The sequence below is a fragment of the Pseudoalteromonas sp. APC 3495 genome, from assembly GCF_030407645.1.
Taxonomy (GTDB): Bacteria; Pseudomonadota; Gammaproteobacteria; order Enterobacterales; family Alteromonadaceae; genus Pseudoalteromonas; species Pseudoalteromonas tetraodonis.
Map to the genome: position 1 here is coordinate 27977 of NZ_JASDDA010000006.1, position 20002 is coordinate 47978.

The 20002-nt window shown below is 40.3% G+C and carries 17 protein-coding genes; 13 read left to right on the forward strand and 4 right to left on the reverse strand.

Going from position 1 to position 20002, the window contains the following annotated elements:
• Positions 1 to 95: 95 nt before the first annotated feature.
• The gene (locus QL984_RS03760) at positions 96 to 524 is read right to left on the reverse strand and encodes an Lrp/AsnC family transcriptional regulator (RefSeq protein WP_013463231.1); all 429 of its coding nucleotides are present in this window, start codon (positions 522 to 524) and stop codon (positions 96 to 98) included.
• A gap of 191 nt (positions 525 to 715) precedes the next feature.
• Here QL984_RS03760 and QL984_RS03765 point away from each other — a divergent pair, with 191 nt between their 5' ends.
• From QL984_RS03765 to QL984_RS03780, 4 genes are all read left to right on the forward strand, one after another.
• Positions 716 to 1921, forward strand: a complete 1206-nt coding sequence (locus QL984_RS03765; RefSeq protein WP_024600888.1) for an aspartate aminotransferase family protein — start codon at positions 716 to 718, stop codon at positions 1919 to 1921.
• An 81-nt stretch (positions 1922 to 2002) separates the two neighbouring features.
• On the forward strand, positions 2003 to 3037 hold the full coding sequence (astA, locus tag QL984_RS03770) for an arginine N-succinyltransferase (RefSeq protein WP_013463229.1): 1035 nt from the start codon (positions 2003 to 2005) through the stop codon (positions 3035 to 3037).
• A gap of 8 nt (positions 3038 to 3045) precedes the next feature.
• Positions 3046 to 4512, forward strand: coding sequence for a succinylglutamate-semialdehyde dehydrogenase (gene astD, locus QL984_RS03775; RefSeq protein WP_024600889.1), 1467 nt, complete (start codon positions 3046 to 3048; stop codon positions 4510 to 4512).
• Between the two features lie 27 nt (positions 4513 to 4539).
• Positions 4540 to 5343 carry a DUF1338 domain-containing protein gene (locus QL984_RS03780; protein WP_013463227.1) on the forward strand — a complete coding sequence of 268 codons (804 nt, stop codon included), beginning with the start codon at positions 4540 to 4542 and terminating at the stop codon, positions 5341 to 5343.
• Positions 5344 to 5556: 213 nt separating this feature from the next.
• On the opposite strand, the gene QL984_RS03785 is transcribed toward QL984_RS03780, so the two are convergent.
• Positions 5557 to 6837 (reverse strand): flavohemoglobin expression-modulating QEGLA motif protein, encoded by a 1281-nt coding sequence (locus QL984_RS03785; RefSeq protein ID WP_024600890.1) that lies wholly within the window; start codon positions 6835 to 6837, stop codon positions 5557 to 5559.
• A 146-nt stretch (positions 6838 to 6983) separates the two neighbouring features.
• Between QL984_RS03785 and QL984_RS03790 the strand changes: the two genes are divergently transcribed.
• The 7 genes from QL984_RS03790 to QL984_RS03820 all read left to right on the forward strand — a co-directional run bounded on the left by QL984_RS03790 (position 6984) and on the right by QL984_RS03820 (position 13796).
• Complete coding sequence (locus tag QL984_RS03790) at positions 6984 to 7241, forward strand: DUF3081 domain-containing protein (protein ID WP_013463225.1); 258 nt, start codon at positions 6984 to 6986, stop codon at positions 7239 to 7241.
• Entirely contained in the window at positions 7241 to 7543 is a 303-nt protein-coding gene (locus tag QL984_RS03795) for a hypothetical protein (protein WP_024600891.1), read from the forward strand. Before QL984_RS03790 ends, QL984_RS03795 begins: the two co-directional genes overlap by 1 nt.
• 438 nt (positions 7544 to 7981) lie before the next feature.
• Positions 7982 to 8557, forward strand: coding sequence for a transcriptional regulator BetI (gene betI / locus QL984_RS03800; RefSeq protein WP_024600892.1), 576 nt, complete (start codon positions 7982 to 7984; stop codon positions 8555 to 8557).
• 1 nt (position 8558) lies between these two features.
• Positions 8559 to 10022, forward strand: a complete 1464-nt coding sequence (gene betB / locus QL984_RS03805) for a betaine-aldehyde dehydrogenase (RefSeq protein WP_024600893.1) — start codon at positions 8559 to 8561, stop codon at positions 10020 to 10022.
• A 9-nt stretch (positions 10023 to 10031) separates the two neighbouring features.
• The gene (gene betA / locus QL984_RS03810; RefSeq protein ID WP_036954848.1) at positions 10032 to 11699 is read left to right on the forward strand and encodes a choline dehydrogenase; all 1668 of its coding nucleotides are present in this window, start codon (positions 10032 to 10034) and stop codon (positions 11697 to 11699) included.
• 166 nt (positions 11700 to 11865) lie between these two features.
• On the forward strand, positions 11866 to 13083 hold the full coding sequence (locus QL984_RS03815) for a BCCT family transporter (protein WP_013463220.1): 1218 nt from the start codon (positions 11866 to 11868) through the stop codon (positions 13081 to 13083).
• Positions 13084 to 13091: 8 nt separating this feature from the next.
• Positions 13092 to 13796: a TorF family putative porin gene (locus tag QL984_RS03820; protein WP_028834775.1), complete on the forward strand. Its 705-nt coding sequence runs from the start codon at positions 13092 to 13094 to the stop codon at positions 13794 to 13796.
• 99 nt (positions 13797 to 13895) lie between these two features.
• Here the strand turns inward: QL984_RS03820 and QL984_RS03825 are convergent, their stop codons facing one another.
• Both QL984_RS03825 and fdxA read right to left on the reverse strand, forming a co-directional pair.
• Positions 13896 to 16142 (reverse strand): carbohydrate binding family 9 domain-containing protein, encoded by a 2247-nt coding sequence (locus QL984_RS03825; protein ID WP_016899724.1) that lies wholly within the window; start codon positions 16140 to 16142, stop codon positions 13896 to 13898.
• Between the two features lie 141 nt (positions 16143 to 16283).
• Entirely contained in the window at positions 16284 to 16607 is a 324-nt protein-coding gene (gene fdxA, locus QL984_RS03830) for a ferredoxin FdxA (protein ID WP_008114035.1), read from the reverse strand.
• A 188-nt stretch (positions 16608 to 16795) separates the two neighbouring features.
• Here fdxA and QL984_RS03835 point away from each other — a divergent pair, with 188 nt between their 5' ends.
• Positions 16796 to 18403 carry an NAD(P)/FAD-dependent oxidoreductase gene (locus QL984_RS03835; RefSeq protein ID WP_013463219.1) on the forward strand — a complete coding sequence of 536 codons (1608 nt, stop codon included), beginning with the start codon at positions 16796 to 16798 and terminating at the stop codon, positions 18401 to 18403.
• A 92-nt stretch (positions 18404 to 18495) separates the two neighbouring features.
• Entirely contained in the window at positions 18496 to 20001 is a 1506-nt protein-coding gene (locus tag QL984_RS03840) for an amidase family protein (protein WP_016899721.1), read from the forward strand.
• The last annotated feature ends 1 nt before the right edge of the window (position 20002 follow it).

Consider the following 20002-nt stretch of genomic DNA (forward strand, 5'->3'; position numbering starts at 1 on the left):
AAAAACATTCCTTGTTCCTAATATCAAGTAGACTACAATCAAGTTAGCTTAAATGCAAATAATTAATGCTCACTGAATGTACTAAATAAATCGAATTAACGCTTAAATTTAGTCTCTAAAATAACCGATGAACGGGTACGCTCTACCCCATCTAAGTTACCAATATCATCAAGTAAGTGGCTTAACTGCTCAAGGTTCTGTGCTTCTACAATAGCAATTAAATCAAACTCTCCACTGATTGCATACAACTGAGAAATCGCATCAATTTGCTTTAATTCAATATTAGTTTTTGTTGTTAGCTTCTGTTTTACTTTTATTGAAACATGCGCAGAGACCAAGCTATTTAAAAAGTCATCTCCAAAGTCAACGCTATAACCCTTAATGATCCCACTTTGCTCTAATTTTAGCATTCGGCTTTGCACCGTTGAACGAGATAAACTCAAATGCCTTGCTAAGTCAGAAATGCTAGCGCGGGCGTTCGTTTTTAATACTGAGAGTAGTTTTTCATCTTGGGGAGTTATCATAATGCTAATTAAATTCGTTAATTTGACTATTATTCTAATCATTTTTCACAAAATAGCACTGCAAATTTCATTCATAACCTTTGATAATGACATTTTTAATAAGTAAAACACATTGTATTGCTGAATCATCCTGACCTTATCGTTATTTTTTCAGCAACGTATTTTTTTATGTGAATAATTTAGGTGTAAAAATGCAAGTAACCAGAGATTTATTTAACGACGTAATGGTCCCTAATTACAACCCTTCGGCTGTTGTTCCTGTTCGCGGTGAAGGCTCACGTGTGTGGGATCAGAACAATAACGAATTTATCGATTTTGCCGGTGGTATTGCAGTTAATTGTTTAGGGCATTGCCATCCTGCATTAGTCGGTGCACTTAAAGAGCAAGGCGAAAAAATTTGGCACTTATCAAATGTAATGACCAATGAGCCAGCTCTTCGTCTAGCTAAAAAAATGGTTGATGCCACGTTTGCTGAAAAAGTTTACTTTGCAAACTCAGGGGCTGAAGCAAACGAAGCAGCATTAAAATTAGCACGTCGCTTTGCACTGGATAAATTTGGTGCTGAAAAAACTAAAATTATTGCTTTCAATAAAGGTTTTCATGGTCGTACATTTTTCACTGTAACAGTGGGTGGCCAAGCTGCTTATTCTGACGGTTTTGGTCCAAAACCTGCTGATATTGTTCATTGTGACTACAATGATATTGCCGCTTTTGAAGCCTTAATTGGTGATGATACCTGTGCGGTAATGATGGAGCCATTACAAGGTGAAGGCGGCATTGTGCCACCAACTAATGAATTTGCACAAAAAGTACGTGAACTGTGTACTAAACACAACGCACTACTTATTTTTGATGAAGTGCAAACAGGCGTTGGCCGTACAGGTCACTTATACGCATACGAAGGCTTAGATGTTATTCCTGATATATTAACTACGGCTAAAGCCTTAGGTGGCGGTTTTCCAATTGGCGCTATGATCACCACCACTGAAATTGCAGCACACCTAAAAGTAGGCACGCATGGGTCTACATATGGTGGTAACCCGTTGGCTTGTGCTGTTGCAGAAGCGGCATTTGATACCGTTAATACGCCTGCTGTATTAGATGGCGTAAAAGAGCGTGAACAAATGTTCCGTGATGGTTTAAATGCAATTAATGAAAAATACCATGTATTTAGCGAAGTCCGTGGTAAAGGCTTACTAATCGGTGCGGTACTAAATGAGAAATTTGAAGGCCGTGCTCGTGACTTTTTAGTAGCAAGTGCAAATAACGGCTTAATGAACTTAGTAGCCGGTATGAACGTTATTCGTTTTACACCTTCATTAGTGATTCCATTTGAGGACATTAAAGAAGGCTTAGCTCGCTTTGAAAAAGCAGTAAGCGATGTAGTAAACGGTTAATAACTAAGTAAAACATAACTAAGTCCTGAGGCAAACACACGTTTACCTCAGGATTTTATATGTTGTTGGAGCAAGTAGTTAATGCAAGTATTACGTCCTATTACTGTCAATGATTTTGCAGCACTTAAAGAGATTGCCATTGAGTCTGGCCATGGCTTTACCTCTTTACCTGTCGATGATGGGCAACTACAAGAAAAAATTGATCGTGCGCAAAACAGTTTTACTAAAAACGTAGATAAGCCCATCGACGAAAGCTATCTATTTGTTTTAGAAGACAGTGAAACCGGCAAGGTAATTGGTACTACCGCCATTGAAGCGGCCGTCGGGTTATCTGTACCTTTGTATCATTATCATCTAGGTAAAACCGTTCACCATTCACCCACTTTAAACGTTTACAATACCGTAGATATTTTGAGTATGTGTAACGACTACACTGGCTGCTCAGAAATATGTACTTTATTTTTACGTGAAGACAGTAGAAAAGGCCTGACGGGACGTTTTTTATCACGTTCACGTTTTTTATTTATGGCGCAACACAGCGAGCGCTTTGCCGACACAGTAATTGCTGAGATGCGTGGTGTTAGCGATGAAGACGGTCACTCGCCATTTTGGCAATGGTTGCAGGAACACTTTTTTAGCATTGAATTCCCACAAGCCGACCATTTAGTGGGATTAGGCGATAAAGTGTTTATTAGCGAACTCATGCCTAAATACCCTATCTATGTGAATTTGCTGAGCAAAAAAGCACAAGCGGTGATTGGCCATGTGCATGATAAAACCAAACCAGCACTTAAACTGCTTGAAAAAGAAGGCTTTGAACACCGCGGATACGTTGATTTATTTGACGCAGGCCCCACAGTAGAAGCAAAGCTCGGTAATATTCGCAGTATTCGTGATTCACAGGTGTGCCCTATTACTATTGGCGAGCTTGAACATATCAATGAGCAAAGCTCAGACACCCTTGCTATTTGTAATCAAGGGGTTAGCGATTTCAGAGCCACATTTACTAAACATGCTCATTACAATCAGGCAAAGCACACCTTAATCATCAGCCAAGAAGTAGCTGATGCACTTCATTTAAAACAAGGAGATGCAGCGCGATTTTTCCGCCTGTAACATTATTTATGAACACACAACTAATTAATAATCAATGGCTTGTAGGCAAAGGCCCAGCGTTTGATTCTATTAACCCAAGTAATGGTGAAATTGTATGGCAAGGTAATGGCGCCAACGCAGAGCAAGTTGACAGTGCCATTAAAGCGGCAAGAGCCGCGCAAGTTCAATGGGCAGACATGCCAATTGAGCAACGTATTACTATTTTAGAAAACTTCGTAGCCCAACTAAAAGAACACAGCGAAGAGTTTGCCACTATTATTGCTCGTGAAACAGGTAAACCGCTATGGGAAACACGCACAGAAGTGGGCGCGATGAAAGGCAAAGTGGCCATTGCGATCCGTGCTTACAATGAACGTACTGGTACAACCGAAAACCCAATGCCTGGTGCAAAAGCCTTTATTCGCCACAAACCTCACGGTGTGGTCGCTATTTTTGGTCCGTATAATTTCCCTGGGCATTTACCAAACGGCCATATTGTACCAGCCATACTAGCCGGTAATACCGTGGTATTTAAACCATCAGAATTAACTCCTCATGTAGCGCAGTTTACGCTAGAACTATGGTTAAAAGCAGGCTTACCTGCTGGGGTTATAAACCTTGTTCAAGGTGAGTTAGAAACAGGTAAAGCGCTGGCCTCACATCAAGATATAGATGGCCTATTTTTTACTGGTAGCTCAAACACAGGTCATTTATTACATAAACAATTTGCCGGCCACCCAGGTAAAATTTTAGCGCTTGAAATGGGCGGTAATAACCCGCTAGTGGTTAAAGATGTTGCTGATGTTAGCGCCGCCGTGCACGATATTATTCAATCGGGCTTTATTACTTCGGGTCAGCGTTGTACTTGTGCACGCCGTTTATTTATTGAAAAGTCGCCCAATGGCGATGCTATTTTAGAAAAGCTGATCAGCGCCACCAAAAATATCCTAGTAGACGATAGCTTTGCGGACGATCAACCTTTTATGGGTGCCATGATCAGTGAAAAAGCCGCATTAGGCATGGTTGCAGCGCAAGCTGAGCTAGTTAAACAAGGTGCTGAGATTCTTGTTGAGCTTAAACAGTTAAAATCAGGCACTGGGTTTGTAAGCCCGGGCATTATTGATGTCACTAATATAAGCGAAATTGCCGATGAAGAACACTTTGGCCCGCTTATAAAAGTATATCGTTACACTGATTTCAATAGCGCTATAACAGAAGCAAACAACACCAGCTTTGGTTTATCTGCTGGTTTACTTGCTGATAGCGAAGATGATTACAGTCACTTTTTAAAACGTATTCGTGCCGGTATTGTTAACTGGAACCGCCCTATTACAGGCGCATCAAGCGCAGCGCCATTTGGTGGTATAGGTGCCAGTGGCAACCACAGAGCCAGTGCATACTACGCTGCAGATTATTGCGCATACCCAGTGGCCTCTGTAGAGTCAGAAAAAGTTAACTTACCGCAAACCCTCGCGCCGGGCTTAATAATTGAATAACAATTTAAATAGATTTAAGGATTTACCATGCATACTGATGTAAACACATTATTTGATAACCTGTGGCAAAACTACCTAAGCGTAACGCCATCGGCTGACAAAATTCATGACCTATTAGGCTCAACGCAAAAAGACGACATAATCAACGATCATATTGCGCTGCGTACTTTTAATATTGAAAAAGTAGGCCTTGAAAAACTAGCTGCACACTTTTTAGCCATTGGCTACAAAGAATGTGGTGAGTACCATTTTGAAGCAAAAAAACTCTACGCTAAGCACTACGAGCACAGCGATCCAACGCAACCTAAAGTGTTTATTTCTGAGTTATTAGTTGAAAAATGTTCACCTGAGCTTCAAGCAATTGTTACTGATATGGTTGCACAAATTGACGAAAGTGCGGTGACCGCCGATAACTTTTTATATTCAGGTACACATTGGCAAGTAAGCACTGATACTTACAAAAAGCTATTAGCAGAGAGCGAATATGCGGCGTGGATGTCTGCGTGGGGTTACCGTGCAAATCACTTTACTGTGAACATTAATACCTTAGCTAAGTTTGATAACATCCATGATGTAAACCAAGCTCTTAAAGATGCTGGTTTTTCACTTAATACCTCAGGGGGTGAAGTAAAAGGCTCACCAGAGGTACTATTAGAGCAATCATCAACATTAGCTGATGAATACGCTGTAACCTTTAGCGATGGCGATATGCGCATTCCTAGCTGTTTTTACGAGTTTGCTATTCGTTATCCAAAACCTGATGGTGAAATTTACACCGGTTTTGTCGCTGCCTCTGCAGACAAAATATTTGAAAGCACCAACGCACGATAACCAAAGTGTGTTGAATTTAAAAAGCCCACTTTTGGGCTTTTTTTATGCCTAATGAATGGTTTAAAACAATTTTATGTATCGATAAAACAATAAAAAATGAGAACAATTAATTGCCCCCTTATGGGCATGCAGGCTTATGTGTGTAAACTTAAACGCAGTTGCTTATTCCCACTGCGTTTTTTACTAAAAAAGGAGCAGCTTTCCTCTTTAATATTATAAAAACAACGGTTTATAGTCATTTTCTAATTGTTCAAAAGACAAATCGCCAATAAATCGACCAAAGCTGAGCCACGTAGCAAGGCCTCTTAAATCTTTAAAATGAGGCGGCACAAATTGCGGATTTTCAATGACACCTAAGTCATGCAATTGCGATATTAATCTAAAGTCATCAATTGATATTTTACCCACCAGCAATAATGGCAACTGATCAATTCGACCAAGCTGTATCGCCACCCTAATTAAGTTGTAAACTAAAACAAAGCCTTTTATGTAAGCAATATCTTTGGTAAAGGGTAAGCCGGTTGCGGTACTGCCTCTAAAAACGCGCTGTGCAAGAGTATAGCTGTCGTCTTTTGATAAACCTTGAGCAACGTAATCTCGGTAAATATCGATAAACTCAGCACCATCAATCACTTTCGTCACCGCTTGAATACGGTTTACTAATTTTGATAAACGACGTGGTGTTGATTTAAGAGTAATAATTTCCGTCAGTACTGCAAGCCCCTCTTGGGTAACCGTAGAGCTTGGTGTGCCTTTACTCAAGCAAGTTAAATAAGGTTGCGCTAAGCCATTTTGAGTGGTGCCTACATGGATCCAGCCCTCGTGCACTTCTAAAATATCTAATTCGCGCTGAGAAAACTTAACATCTTGATTGAGCTTAATATTATTAGCACCTGCTGCCGCATCGCTGACAATACCATCACTTAGCATCACTTCTACGTTTATTCCCGGCATGCTGGCATTGACCTGTTCAGATAAAATCCGCACCGCGTCGCTGGCATCAATATTTTTAGGATCTTCAGGCAAAATATCCGCTGCAAGTAAATTTTTTAAAGGCTGTTCAAGCATATTAGCCAGTTCTGATAGCGATGGCTCACCAGCATGAAACAAATCTTTAGGATGACCAAATAGCTCCACTGATAAGTCATGAAACTCTGGCGTACCGCGGTATTCAAGCATGCTCAGAACCGTTTTATATTCGGTACACATTTTACCCATATATTGTGCAATTGGGTTTAATTGCCCCAACTGGTTAATAATATTGCGGTGCAGTGTTGAAAATGCTTGGCGCAACTCGCTAGGAACAAATCCTAAATCGCGCTGTTGATAATAAGCACGATCAATAAGTGGATTTTTTTGACATTTTTGTCTAAAAAATTCCTCTTTAATTTGTTTATCCCAATTTATTGCATCGAGTATTCTAATAGGTGTTTGCAATGCAATGAGTTGGTCGGATAATTCACGAGTTTTCGAAAGTAACGCTTTGTCTATCATGGTAAAAGCTCAACAAAAAGTGAACTTTGAGCATAATTTATAAATGAAAAATAACAAAGCAATATCATACTTTTTAGACTATTGTTTTTATGATGATCGACCCTCACTTCTATAGCGTATGAGTGATTAAATAAAAGGGACAAACAATGAAAAATGAAATCGACAATAAACAGATTCTAGCGGTTTACGAACGCATTCAACAACGCGGAGAAGTCACAGAAGAAGGTAAATTTTATCAAGGGATCACTGCATATTCTGATATAGATGGCTACACCGTCTATTTACAAGGCAGTGGTGTTTTACTTCGCTTTGGGTTTCATAATACTTATCACCTTGATTATGAACACGACAAACACAAAGACGACTTTTTGAAAAAACTTTACAACATAGCTAATGAAGAGTGATGCGATCAACAAATAGAAGAAACAGACCAACCAGTTCGCGCAATTTGCAGTTTATTAATCAAGTTATTGCGCAATTAAAAGCAGAGCCTGAAAAACTGCAACTCATCAAAAACAACCTTGCTTATTACCGTGCGCAAACGCATTTAAAACGTGGATTTTTACTTGCAATAGAACGTTTTGATTGGGTATTTGAAGCGACCGATAATATTGATGAAATTTGCGACCAAATTATGGCTGATGATTATATTGGCAACCGTTTAAGACGTTATCCTTTGCTCTTTAAAGGCGTTGTTGAAACCTAAACAGCGTCTTTATTTATCTCTTAACTAAGTTAACATTTCTGTAAATTAATCTCATATTTCACTTCCTAAATCTTTTTTCTTGGATCTTCCCACAAACTCGCCTTACCGCTTTTTAAAGTAATCTGCCCACAAAAAATACAATTAGTACTCTAATAGTTATCACACTAATAAATAAATCACTAAAAGTTTCGCCAATTATGTAAACAAATAATTACACCGCAAAAGGCAATCAAAGAAACACACATAACAAATTGTTATTAAACGATATTTTATAAAAACCCAGCTTGTTGATATAACTTCATTTTAGACTTATTTTATTAATTATTTATCCACATTTCAGACACTCACCATTTGCACGAACCTTGAATTGTTAGAGCTATTACCTTAAGCTTATCTTTATTGAACGATCAATTAATAAAAATCATGCCTAAAGTTGGAATGGAACCTGTAAGGCGTCAGCAGCTAATTGACGCAACAATAGAGTCAGTTGCTCAAAAAGGGTTACAAGCAACCACAATTAATAGTATTAGCAAAAATGCGGGGATGTCTTCTGGCATAATTAGCCATTACTTTGGTGGGAAACAGGGGCTAATTGAAGCAACTGTGCGTTACTTACTGTCTAACTTGAAATATGACTTGATCAGCAAAGTAGATGAAAAGACCACGCCAACTCAAAGGTTAATGTTTATTGTTGAATCAAACTTTGCGCTAGTACAACAACGAAAAGACACCACTCGGACGTGGTTAAGTTTTTGGGCGCAATCAATGCACGACAAGGAACTTCATCGTTTACAAAATGTAAACAGCAAACGCTTGCAAAGCAATTTAACCGTTTCATTTAAGCAATTAATGCCTTTAGCGCAAGCAAATCTCGCGGCAGAGTTAACCGCAGCAATGATCGATGGTTTATGGCTACGAGCCGTATTAAGCCAATCAGACGAAAATCAGTTTAAACACAGTGAATCACTGGCTAAAAACTACGTGCATTCACTTATCAAGCAATATGGAGCCTAACGTGACTACACCTATCTATCAAAACTTTATCAACGGTCAATTCCTTGCAAACAAAAGCGGCGAAACATTTGATGTAGTAAATCCTGCAACCGGCCAAGTAATTTATGCCGTTGAAGTTGCCGATGAATACGTTCAAAACGCAGCAATTGAAAGTGCAAAACAAGGCTTTAAAGTTTGGTCAGCCATGACCCCTATTGAGCGCAGCCGTATTTTATTAAACGCCGTTGCTATTTTACGCAAGCGTAATGATGAGCTTGCACTAGTTGAAGTGCTCGATACCGGTAAACCAATGCAAGAAGCTAACTGCGTAGATGTTGAAACAGGCGCAGATGTAATTGAATATTTTGCAGGCCTTGCCCCTGCGCAAGTTGGTCAACAACAAATGGTTGGCGATGATTTTTACTACACACGCAAAGAGCCTTTAGGTATTTGTGCTGGTATTGGTGCATGGAACTACCCATTACAAATTGCATGTTGGAAGTCTGGCCCTGCCCTTGCTGCGGGTAATGCATTTATTTTTAAACCTTCAGAAGAAACCCCGCTTGGCGCAATTAAATTAGCCGAGGTATTTATTGAAGCAGGTGTACCCGCTGGCGTATTCAATGTAGTTCAAGGCGCGGGTGAAGTAGGCCAATGGCTTACTGCACATCAAGATATTGAAAAAGTATCGTTTACTGGTGAAGTAGGTACCGGTAAGAAAGTCGTCGCCAGTGCAGCAGGTACATTAAAAGATGTGACTATGGAGCTAGGTGGTAAATCGCCGTTACTTGTCTTTGACGATGCCAATATAGAGCAAGCAGTAAGCGCGGCAATGTTAGGGAACTTTTATACCCAAGGTGAAATTTGTACTAATTGCACTCGTATCTATGTTCACAAAAATGTGTACCAGCAGTTTATTGATGAGCTTAAAACTCGCACCGAAAACAATATTATTGCCGGCGATCCACAAGATTTAAACACTAACTTTGGCGCGCTTATTTCTAAAAAGCATCAAGATTTAGTACTGAGCTACATCAACAAAGGCCTTGAAGAAGGGGCAACGCTATTAACCGGTGGCTCAACGCTTTCACCAGCATCTGCGCCAAATGGTTATTTTGTAGCGCCAACCGTATTTGTTGATTGCAACGATGAAATGACCATCGTTAAAGAAGAAATTTTTGGCCCAGTAATGAGCGTTTTAGTATTTGATGACGAAGATGATGTAATTGCACGTGCTAACTGCACTCACTTAGGTTTAGCTGCTGGCGTATTCACAAGCGATATTAAACGTGCTCATCGCGTTATTCATCAGCTACAAGCGGGGATTTGTTGGATCAATGCTTACGGTAACTCGCCGGCAGAAATGCCTGTAGGTGGCTATAAGCAATCAGGTATCGGCCGCGAAAACGGCATACAAACGCTTGATCATTACACGCAAACTAAGTCTGTTTATGTTGGTATGGCTGACATAGAAAGCCCATTTTAAGGAATCATTATGAACCACTCTTTTGATTATATTATTGTAGGCGCGGGCTCAGCAGGTTGTGTGTTAGCAAATCGCTTGTCTGAAGATTCAAGTAACAAGGTATTGTTACTTGAAACCGGCGGCAGCGATAAAAGCATTTTTATTAAAATGCCCACTGCTCTGTCGATTCCAATGAATACCGATAAGTATGCGTGGCAATTTCATACGCAGCCAGAAAAGTACTTAGATAACCGTGAAATGCACTGCCCACGCGGTAAAGTGCTTGGCGGCTCATCATCTATTAATGGCATGGTGTATGTACGTGGTCATGCGAAAGATTTTGATGAATGGCAGCAACATGGCGCTAATGGCTGGGATTATCAAGCCTGTTTACCGTATTTTAAAAAAGCAGAAAGCTTTTATCTAGGTGAAAACAGCCATCGTGGTGGAACAGGCCCCCTTGGCGTTAATAACGGTAATAACATGGAAAACCCTTTGTATAGCGCCTTTATTGATGCTGGTGCTCAAGCGGGTTATGCCACTACAGCTGATTATAATAGTGCTCAACAAGAAGGCTTTGGCCCTATGCACATGACCGTTAAAAACGGTGTGCGCAGCTCAGCCTCTCGTGAATATTTAGATCCGATTAAGCATCGCAGTAATCTAACAATTGTAACCGGTGCACTTGCGCAGCGCGTTATTTTAGACGGTAAAAAAGCAACCGGTGTTGAATACAAGCTCAATGGCACAGTTAAAACAGCCACAGCAAGTAAAGAGGTTATTTTAAGTGCGGGCTCTATCGGTTCACCTCACCTGTTACAACTGTCCGGTATTGGTGATACACAAATACTTGAAAAAGCAGGTGTTGAAGTAAAACATCACCTACCAGGTGTTGGTCAAAACTTGCAAGACCATTTAGAGTTTTACTTTCAATATAAGTGTAAACAACCCATTACCTTAAACGGTAAATTAGGCTTGTTTTCTAAAGGTTTAATTGGTGCAAAATGGCTGCTTACCCGTAAAGGTTTAGGCTCAACTAATCACTTTGAATCGTGTGCCTTTATTCGCTCAAAACCCGGTGTTGAATGGCCTGATATTCAGTATCACTTTTTACCAGCAGCAATGCGTTATGATGGACGCAGTGCTTTTGCAGGGCATGGTTTTCAAGTGCATGTAGGTCATAACAAACCTAAAAGTCGTGGCAGTGTCACTATTGCCTCAGCAGATCCGACGCAGCCGCCAAAGATTGTGTTTAATTATCTTGAGCATCAAGACGACATTGAAGGCTTTAGGGCGTGCGTACGTTTAACGCGTGAAATTATTGAACAACCTGCCTTTGACGACTTCCGTGGTGAAGAAATTCAACCAGGGCAACAAGTTCAAACGGATGAGCAAATTGATGCCTTTGTGCGCCAAGCAGTGGAAAGTGCTTACCACCCTTCTTGCTCTTGTAAAATGGGTGAAGACGACATGGCTGTAGTTAACTCAAATACCCAAGTGCATGGCATGCAAAGCTTGCGTGTAGTTGACTCGTCGATTTTTCCAACCATACCTAATGGTAATTTAAATGCGCCTACCATCATGGTGGCCGAAAAAGCCGCTGATATTATTTTAGGTAATAAGCCTTTAGCTCATACAGGAGTTGATGTTGTGAATGCCACTGATTGGCAAACTTCACAACGAAATAAAACCCTTTAATTTAGCCTGCCATAAAGGCCACTCTTTTAGCAAAATGCTTTAAGGAGTGCCTTTATGCGCCTTGCAGTGGCTCACAAGCATAAATAGGTTATGCCTGTGTTAATGCAAGCACAATAAAAAAACGGAGTATATATGTGTTATTTTTATTCATTCTGGGAGGGCGATAATGACTATTTGGCTTAATGCAGGCATTATTTTCACCTTACTTGCCATTGTTACTATTTTAATAAAATGGGGCAATGTACGCGTAGTGGGCGTCACACCAGTGAGAACATTCACTTTTATAGCAATCCTGTTTACCTCAGGCCTAGACGTTGGCCTTATTATGTTCCCTTTAACCGAATTTGCCGGTTATGCAGACATAAAAGCAAGCCCAGAATATGCATTTGCCAATCCTCTCTCAATTGAGTTTGGTTATTGGGGATTTTTAATTTGGGGATTTTATTTTCTTACGTGCTTTTATTTCTGTGTAATAGAACCCAAAGTGAAGTTTTTTGAAATTCCATGGGTTAAGTTTTTAAACAACGTGGTCATTATTGGTACTTGTGCGTTTACCGCTTACTTATTACTGAGTAACTTGCCGTGGTATTTACCTGAACTCGGTGATGGCTCAAATGTTATTCCTGCGTTTTACTTAATCGTGCTTGCCGCTATTTGCTTTGCGGTGTATTCAAGTACCGATATTAAATATGTGCGCTTTTTAAGTATTGCAACTACTTGGTTGTTTATCGCCCTAATTGGCTTTATGTGGGCTGATGCCTTCTTATTTGGCGACAGTGAACTCTCTGCATTTACTAAAAACATCGGATTAATTGGTAATTACTTTGCCAACATCAATGAGTTTGTATTACCACTGAATGATTACCATGAGTTTTACTTATTTTGGTGGTTTGCGTGGAGCATTATGATTGGTCAATTTACATCGCGTTTTGTGGGCGGTTTAAAAACCTATCAAGTCCTTGGTGCTATGCTGATTTTCCCATCGATTCCAATCGCTATCTGGTTTAGTGTGTTATATCACTACCATGAAGCCGGTATTCCAACCGAGGGAATTAAAAACTTTGCTATGGTGTTTGTAGGTATCGTATTTGTTATTAATTCGCTCGATTCCCTGATCCGTTTATACACAGATAATTTAAACCTAACCGTAAAACGCTTTGGTAAATTTAAATATATTGCCATGAACGTTGTCGCTTTGTCGCTACTAACACTGCTATTTAAGCTTGAGTTTTTGCAAATTCAATGGGTTGGTGCTTTAGTTATAGGGTTATTCTTTATTTGCCTTGGTTTTATTGCCTACAGCAAACTTAAAACGGTCAGCAATATCGAAGGATCGCCTAAAGCGAATAAAATTGATTACACAAAAATAGAAACTATCAGCTAAGAAAACACATGAACAATAAATTAAAACAACTTTTTATCGCTTTACCGTTCACCGTTTTATCAACAACGGCAGCGGCTAACTGGTCAACAACGATTACGGCTGCATCTGATTACACCTTTAATGGTGTATCACAAACAGATAACGATCCGGCACTACAAGCAAGCCTTGACTACGCTTATGATAACGGTGTTTATGCCGGTGTATGGGCATCAAACGTAGATTTTGGTGATGACACCGACTTTGAACTAGATGCTTACGTAGGCCGATACATTCAGTTAAACGAACAAGTAAGCCTGGATTACGGTATTGCTTATTACACTTACCAAGGTAATAACAGCGATGGTAACTACGCAGAAGCGTATACTAAATTTGGTTACGCCAGTGACTACGGCCAAACAGAGCTTAACTTTTGGTACAGCTGGGATTACTTTGGCTACGATACTGGCCATGTGATTTCTATGATTGCGCACACTTACGAGCTTGCGCCAAATCATGCGATTCGTGCCAGCTTTGATATTTCAAACTCACTCGATGGCAATAAGTTCCAATGGGATGAAGCTAAGGGCGACAAATCGTATTATCACTACCGCTTAGCATACCAAACGAGCTATGAAGGGTTTGGCATTGAAGTGGCTGCTGAGAATACCAGCCTAGATTACGATTACGCAGATGAGCGAATTGTACTGGCTATCTCACGTACATTTGACTTGTAATAACTAGGTTTACCATTTAGTAAACACAAAAAAACACGCTACCCAGTAGCGTGTTTTTTTATTGCCTAGCAAAATCTTACTTTTATATTATTTATAGCGTTATAACTGCCACGCATAACTGACTTTAGTAAAGAAAGTACGTTGGTCTCGCTCAATGCTTTTTAACGAGTCATCCTGATAACCTTTATCTGAATACCCTAAGTAAAATAAGGTTTGTGCGTTAATTTTGTATGAGTACACCAGCTGACTACCGTAATCTTTGTTGATTTCGCTAACCTGATAAAAGTAAGCATCCTCATTTCTGTCTATATCTTCAAACTGTAAAATCAGCTTAAGCATAGCGCGCATACTAAACTTATAATAAAGCCTAAAATCAATAAGGTTTGCGGTAAAAACACGTCGCCCTTGGTAATCATCTAAATGGCTATAATTATGCCTAACATCGACCTGCCAATGGTTATTAATATCCCAAACAGCCTGCGATTGTGTGGTTAAAACATCGCCTAGCTGCTCATTAGTGTAATCTATACGGCTTGCATATTCGGCATATAACGATAATCTCAGATCTTTTGACGGTCTAAAAGCCGTATAAAAATAACCAATATTTTGGTTATAAAACTTGCCGTTATAATTTTCATAGCGATTTAACAAACCCAGCTCAAATACAGACTGCTTTTGACCTTGAAAGGTCATGTAACCTTCGTATTCTTCTTCAAGTAACTCGCCATTTTGCGCCCAGGTTTTATCCCAATCGGCGGTGTATGACCAGGTTGTTAGCATGTCATGTTCATCACCATACCAAGTTTGTCCGCCACCAAAGCCTACCTTTTCATAGTCTACCTTTTCTTGATAACCTAAATCGGTCCGGTAATCCTCACCAATATTGTCATAGGTCGCGTAGAGCTTATAATCACGCTTATCGCGTGTCAGCTTTAATGCATACGCCATATCCGACTGAGAGTCTGCTAAATTGTAGTTATCAACTAAAAACGGCGAGTTATTGGTATCAGCATTCGCGATTTGATAATTAAGCGTATCTGACTGATTAAACCAATAGCTTCCATCAACCGATAGCACCGTATTATGGTAGTCACTACTTTCTCTATGTGTAGAAGTGACACCAATAGTACCTTGTTGGCCAATATCATATTGATAACGTGCCACCACTGCTTTGGTTTTATCATTTAAGTTGGCAAAGCCCGAGCCTTGGTTAGTTGGCAATAAAATATTACTGTTATCGTCATCTGCAAACATCAGCGCATAACTGTGGCTGTCGGTTTTACCGGTGAGCTTGGCGCCAATATTTGGCTCAGCTATGGTACGGGTGTAAAGGAGTTCAAATAAGTTACTTTTAAAGTAAGATGCGCCATCTAAGAAAAACGGGCGTTTTTCTGCGTAATAAATAGAATATGTGGTGTTTACATCCAGTTCTAACGAATCGGTTTCTACCTGAGAGAAATCAGGGTTTATGGTGGCATTAATAACTGCATCTTTAGTGACGCCCCAACGCAGATCAAGCCCTACTTCTGTATTTACATCGCCGTTATCCCACGCACCAGGTACCTGTGTTTTTTGATCGTTTCTTAATGCGGTTAAGGTTGGCGTTAATTGCAGATTTTTACTCGGTGCTAAATTATTAAATCCAGTTATTTTGTCAAACTGACACAAACTACATTTAATATCACGGTCAAAGCCTGTACTTGATAATTGATACAACACATCACGCTGATAGTTGCGCATTACAGCAAAACCCCAGGTAGATTGATCTTTATTTTGTGCAAAGCGCAGAGCTTTAAACGGAATACGCATTTCAATTACGTAACCTTGCTCGTTTATGGTACCGGCACTGTCCCAAATGGCATCCCATGATAAGTCTGACACCCATTCATCGGTATCCGTCATGCGAAGATCACCTTGAGCGCCCAGTGGGTTTACATAAAACTCATAGCCTGTACGTTCATCGTTAAAGGTATCAATCACCAAACCGACAGTATCATCTTGCCAGAGGGTATCTCTGTCACGAAGCGCCGCGCGAATTTTACTCGGATCCGGGTCATAAGCTACAAACGCCACATATAAATTATGACCATCGTCATAAAGGTATGCATCTGTTTTTACTGGCGGTGTGCCTTTTTCATTCGGCTCATCTTGGTAATTTACCGCAACATGTGTTGCTTGTTGCCAATGTGGCTCGTTAAGCACGCCATCTACATCAATATTTTTATTAATGTGCGCGAGTTGATAATTAAGCTTATCGGCAAGTGCATTAGGGCTGAGAGTTAAACCGAGGCTGAAGCTGATCAACAACAGCCATTTTATTATTTTTGTAGGTATAAAGTACTGCATAAACATCCATTTAGATTTATTTACTTGTTAAAAGTAAACTTTGGTCTGGAGTGTAAATTATACAGGTACGTTTGTTAATACTTGCGCGTTAATATTTGCAATAAAATTAACAAAAAACTAATACACAACAAAATGGAATGATTATGTGTCGAGAAGTTTTAATTTATTAGCCACACCATTCCAACTATCGGCATCTTCCGGGGCGGGTTTAACTTGGGTGATGCGTGGCCATATTTCTGCTAGCTCCGCATTTAATTGGGTAAACTCTTTTTGCGATTCAGGTAATTCATCTTCTTGAAAAATAGCATCAGCGGCACACTCAGGTACGCATAAACCACAGTCAATACAGTCAATAGGACTAATAGCCAAAAAATTAGGACCTTCAAAAAATGCATCTGCAGGGCATACTGATACGCAATCAGTGTACTTACATTTTATACAATTTTCGGTGACTACAAACGCCATAATGGTTTAATACCTAATGTTTCACAATAACAGCTGCGGATCATACCCAACCCTTACCAAAACACAATAAATAAGTGCCAAAAGTGGGCAATTTAACGTAACATATGGCGCTTATAAATCAGCGCTTTGTGCACACCCCTTATTGTGAGCGGAATTTAATCCCCGCTATGACACCTAAAGAGATATTAATGATACGTTTAACCGAAATAAAGCTGCCGCTTGACCATGACGAAAATGCCATTGGCCAAGCCATCATCAATAAATTAAATATAAGCCCAGAGCAGCTACACAGCTACAATGTGTTTAAACGCGGTTACGATGCACGTAAAAAAAGCGCCATTTTACTGATTTACACGCTTGATGTTGAAGTGGATAACGAAGCACAACTGTTAACCTCGTTTGAAAAAGACCAACACGTTAAAGTCTCCCCTGACACCAACTACAAATTTGTAGCGCACGCCAATAGCAGTATTAAAGAACGCCCTGTGGTAATTGGCTTTGGCCCTTGTGGCTTATTTGCCGGTTTAGTGTTGGCACAAATGGGCTTTAACCCAATTATTTTAGAGCGCGGTAAAGAAGTGCGTGAGCGCACCAAAGACACCTTTGGCTTTTGGCGTAAAAAGGCCCTTAATACAGAATCAAACGTACAGTTTGGTGAAGGTGGCGCAGGCACGTTCTCAGACGGTAAGCTCTACAGCCAAGTAAAAGATCCTAAACATTATGGTCGTAAAGTCATTACTGAGTTCGTAGAGGCCGGCGCTCCTGAAGAAATTTTATACGTGAGTAAGCCGCATATTGGTACCTTTAAACTGGTAACCATGATTGAAAAAATGCGTGCACGTATTATTGAACTTGGTGGAGAAATTCGTTTTAGCACCCGCGTTGACGATATCCATTTAGACAACGGCCAAGTGACTGGGCTTACGCTTTCTAATGGTGAACAGCTTGAAACTCGCCATGTGATATTAGCGGTTGGCCACAGTGCCCGCGATACGTTTAAAATGATCCACGATAAAGGCATTTATGTTGAAGCTAAACCCTTTTCAGTGGGCTTTAGAATAGAACATAAGCAATCAATGATTGATGAATGCCGCTTTGGCGATAATGCGGGTAACCCTATTTTAGGCTCTGCAGATTACAAATTAGTACACCATTGTAATAACGGCCGTACTGTATATAGCTTTTGTATGTGCCCTGGCGGCACTGTAGTTGCCGCAACCTCTGAAGAAGGCCGAGTCGTCACCAACGGTATGAGCCAATATTCACGTAGTGAACGTAATGCTAACAGCGCTATTGTAGTGGGTATTTCGCCAGAAAAAGACTTCCCTGGGCATCCCCTAGCCGGCATTGATTTACAGCGTAAACTAGAAGAGCAAGCCTATGAACTTGGTGGTAAAAACTACGATGCCCCTGCACAGCTTATTGGCGACTTTTTAAAAGGTAAATCATCGGCTAATTTAGGCGATGTACAGCCTTCGTATACGCCGGGCATAAAACTGACTGATTTGAGCAACGTATTACCTCCTTTTGCGATTGAAGCCTTGCGTGAAGCAATTCCAGCCTTTAACAAGCAAATTCGTGGTTTTTCAACTAATGATGGCTTACTCACTGGGGTAGAAACGCGTACTTCATCACCAATAAGTATCAAGCGCGATAAAACCTTCCAAAGTATTAATACTAAAGGGCTTTACCCTGCAGGTGAAGGCGCGGGTTATGCGGGTGGTATTTTATCAGCGGGTATTGATGGTATTAAAGCCGCAGAGGCGGTTGCGTTATCGATGCTAGAAAACGCCTAACTCGATTTAATCGACCTTTATCGAAAAACCTCACAATGTGAGGTTTTTTTGTGCTAAAAATAACCTGTGTTTCCATAAAATAGATAATAACAATGATTATAAAACGGCTACTTTTAACCTTATGTGTTTGTACAATAACTAACTTACACGCAGCGGCTAACAATACAGAGCTTAAAACCATTAGTGACATTCACAGCGCCTATAAAAATAATAGCACTACAGCTGAACAGCTTACCCGCACTTATATCGACAGAATAAACGCGCTCAATCCTAAATATAATGCAGTAATTAGTATTGAGCCCACTGCAATTGAACAAGCCAAACAACTCGATGCACTGTTTAAAGCCGGAAAATGGGCAGGCCCTTTACATGGTATTGCGGTATTACTAAAAGATAACATTGAAACAACAGGTACATTACCCACTACAGCGGGCTCATTAGCACTTAAAAATAACATTACCAATAAAGATGCCTTTGTGGTTAAACAATTACGCCAAGCAGGCGCTATTATTTTAGGCAAAGCTAACTTAAGTGAATGGGCTAATTTTCGCTCATCGTATTCGTCATCTGGTTGGAGTGCAATAGGTGGGCAAACCCATAACGCCCATGATGTAACGCGTAATCCGTGTGGTTCAAGCTCGGGCTCTGCTGTCGCGGTTGCTTTAAATTTTGCACCTATTGCGCTGGGCACTGAAACCGACGGCTCAATTACCTGCCCTGCATCTGTTAATGGGGTGTACGCCATAAAACCCAGTATGGGACAAGTTTCGCGCGCAGGCGTGGTGCCACTTTCTAGTAGCCAAGATTCGGTAGGCCCAATGGCACATTCTTTAAAAGATGCACTCGCAGTATTGTCCGTCATTCAAGGGGAAGACCCTAATGATGTATCAACACTCAACGTAAATAGAAAGCTTGATAGTATAGCGCCTAAGCCGTCACTGAGAATAGGCGCTTTACCTGCCAGTAAGTTTACTGTGGAAACACAAAAACTTTACGCTAAACAGCTACAAGCATTAAAAGACGGAGGTCATACCGTTGTCAATGTTGAAGTAAAAGATGATTTAAGCACACTTTACGTTGATGAATACGCCATCTTGCTTTACGACTTTAAAGCCGAAATTAATCACTATTTAAGCCAAACACCAACGCAAGTAACGGTAAAAAGTTTAGACGATTTAATCGCATTCAATACCGCAAATAAAAAGCAAGAAATGCTCTACTTTGAGCAAGATATTTTACAGCAAGCCAACGCGGTTGATTTGAGTGAGAAACAACAATATCAAAAAACCAAGGCGCGTTATCGCGCACTAGCAAACCGCGCTATTAGCAATTTATACCGCAATAATAAGCTCGATATTGTGATTGCGCCCACCGTTTCGCCCGCCTGGAAAACCGATTTAATTAACGGTGATAACTTTAAAGGCAGTAGTAGTTCATTGCCTGCTATTGCAGGAACAACCCATATCACTCTGCCAGTAGGTAAAGTAAGCCACTTACCGGTTGGATTGTCGGTTATTGCTAATCAAAATGCTGAAGCGGCTGCTTATGCGTACGCTGCTATTATCGATAATGTATTAGGCATAAAAAAACCTGAGTAAA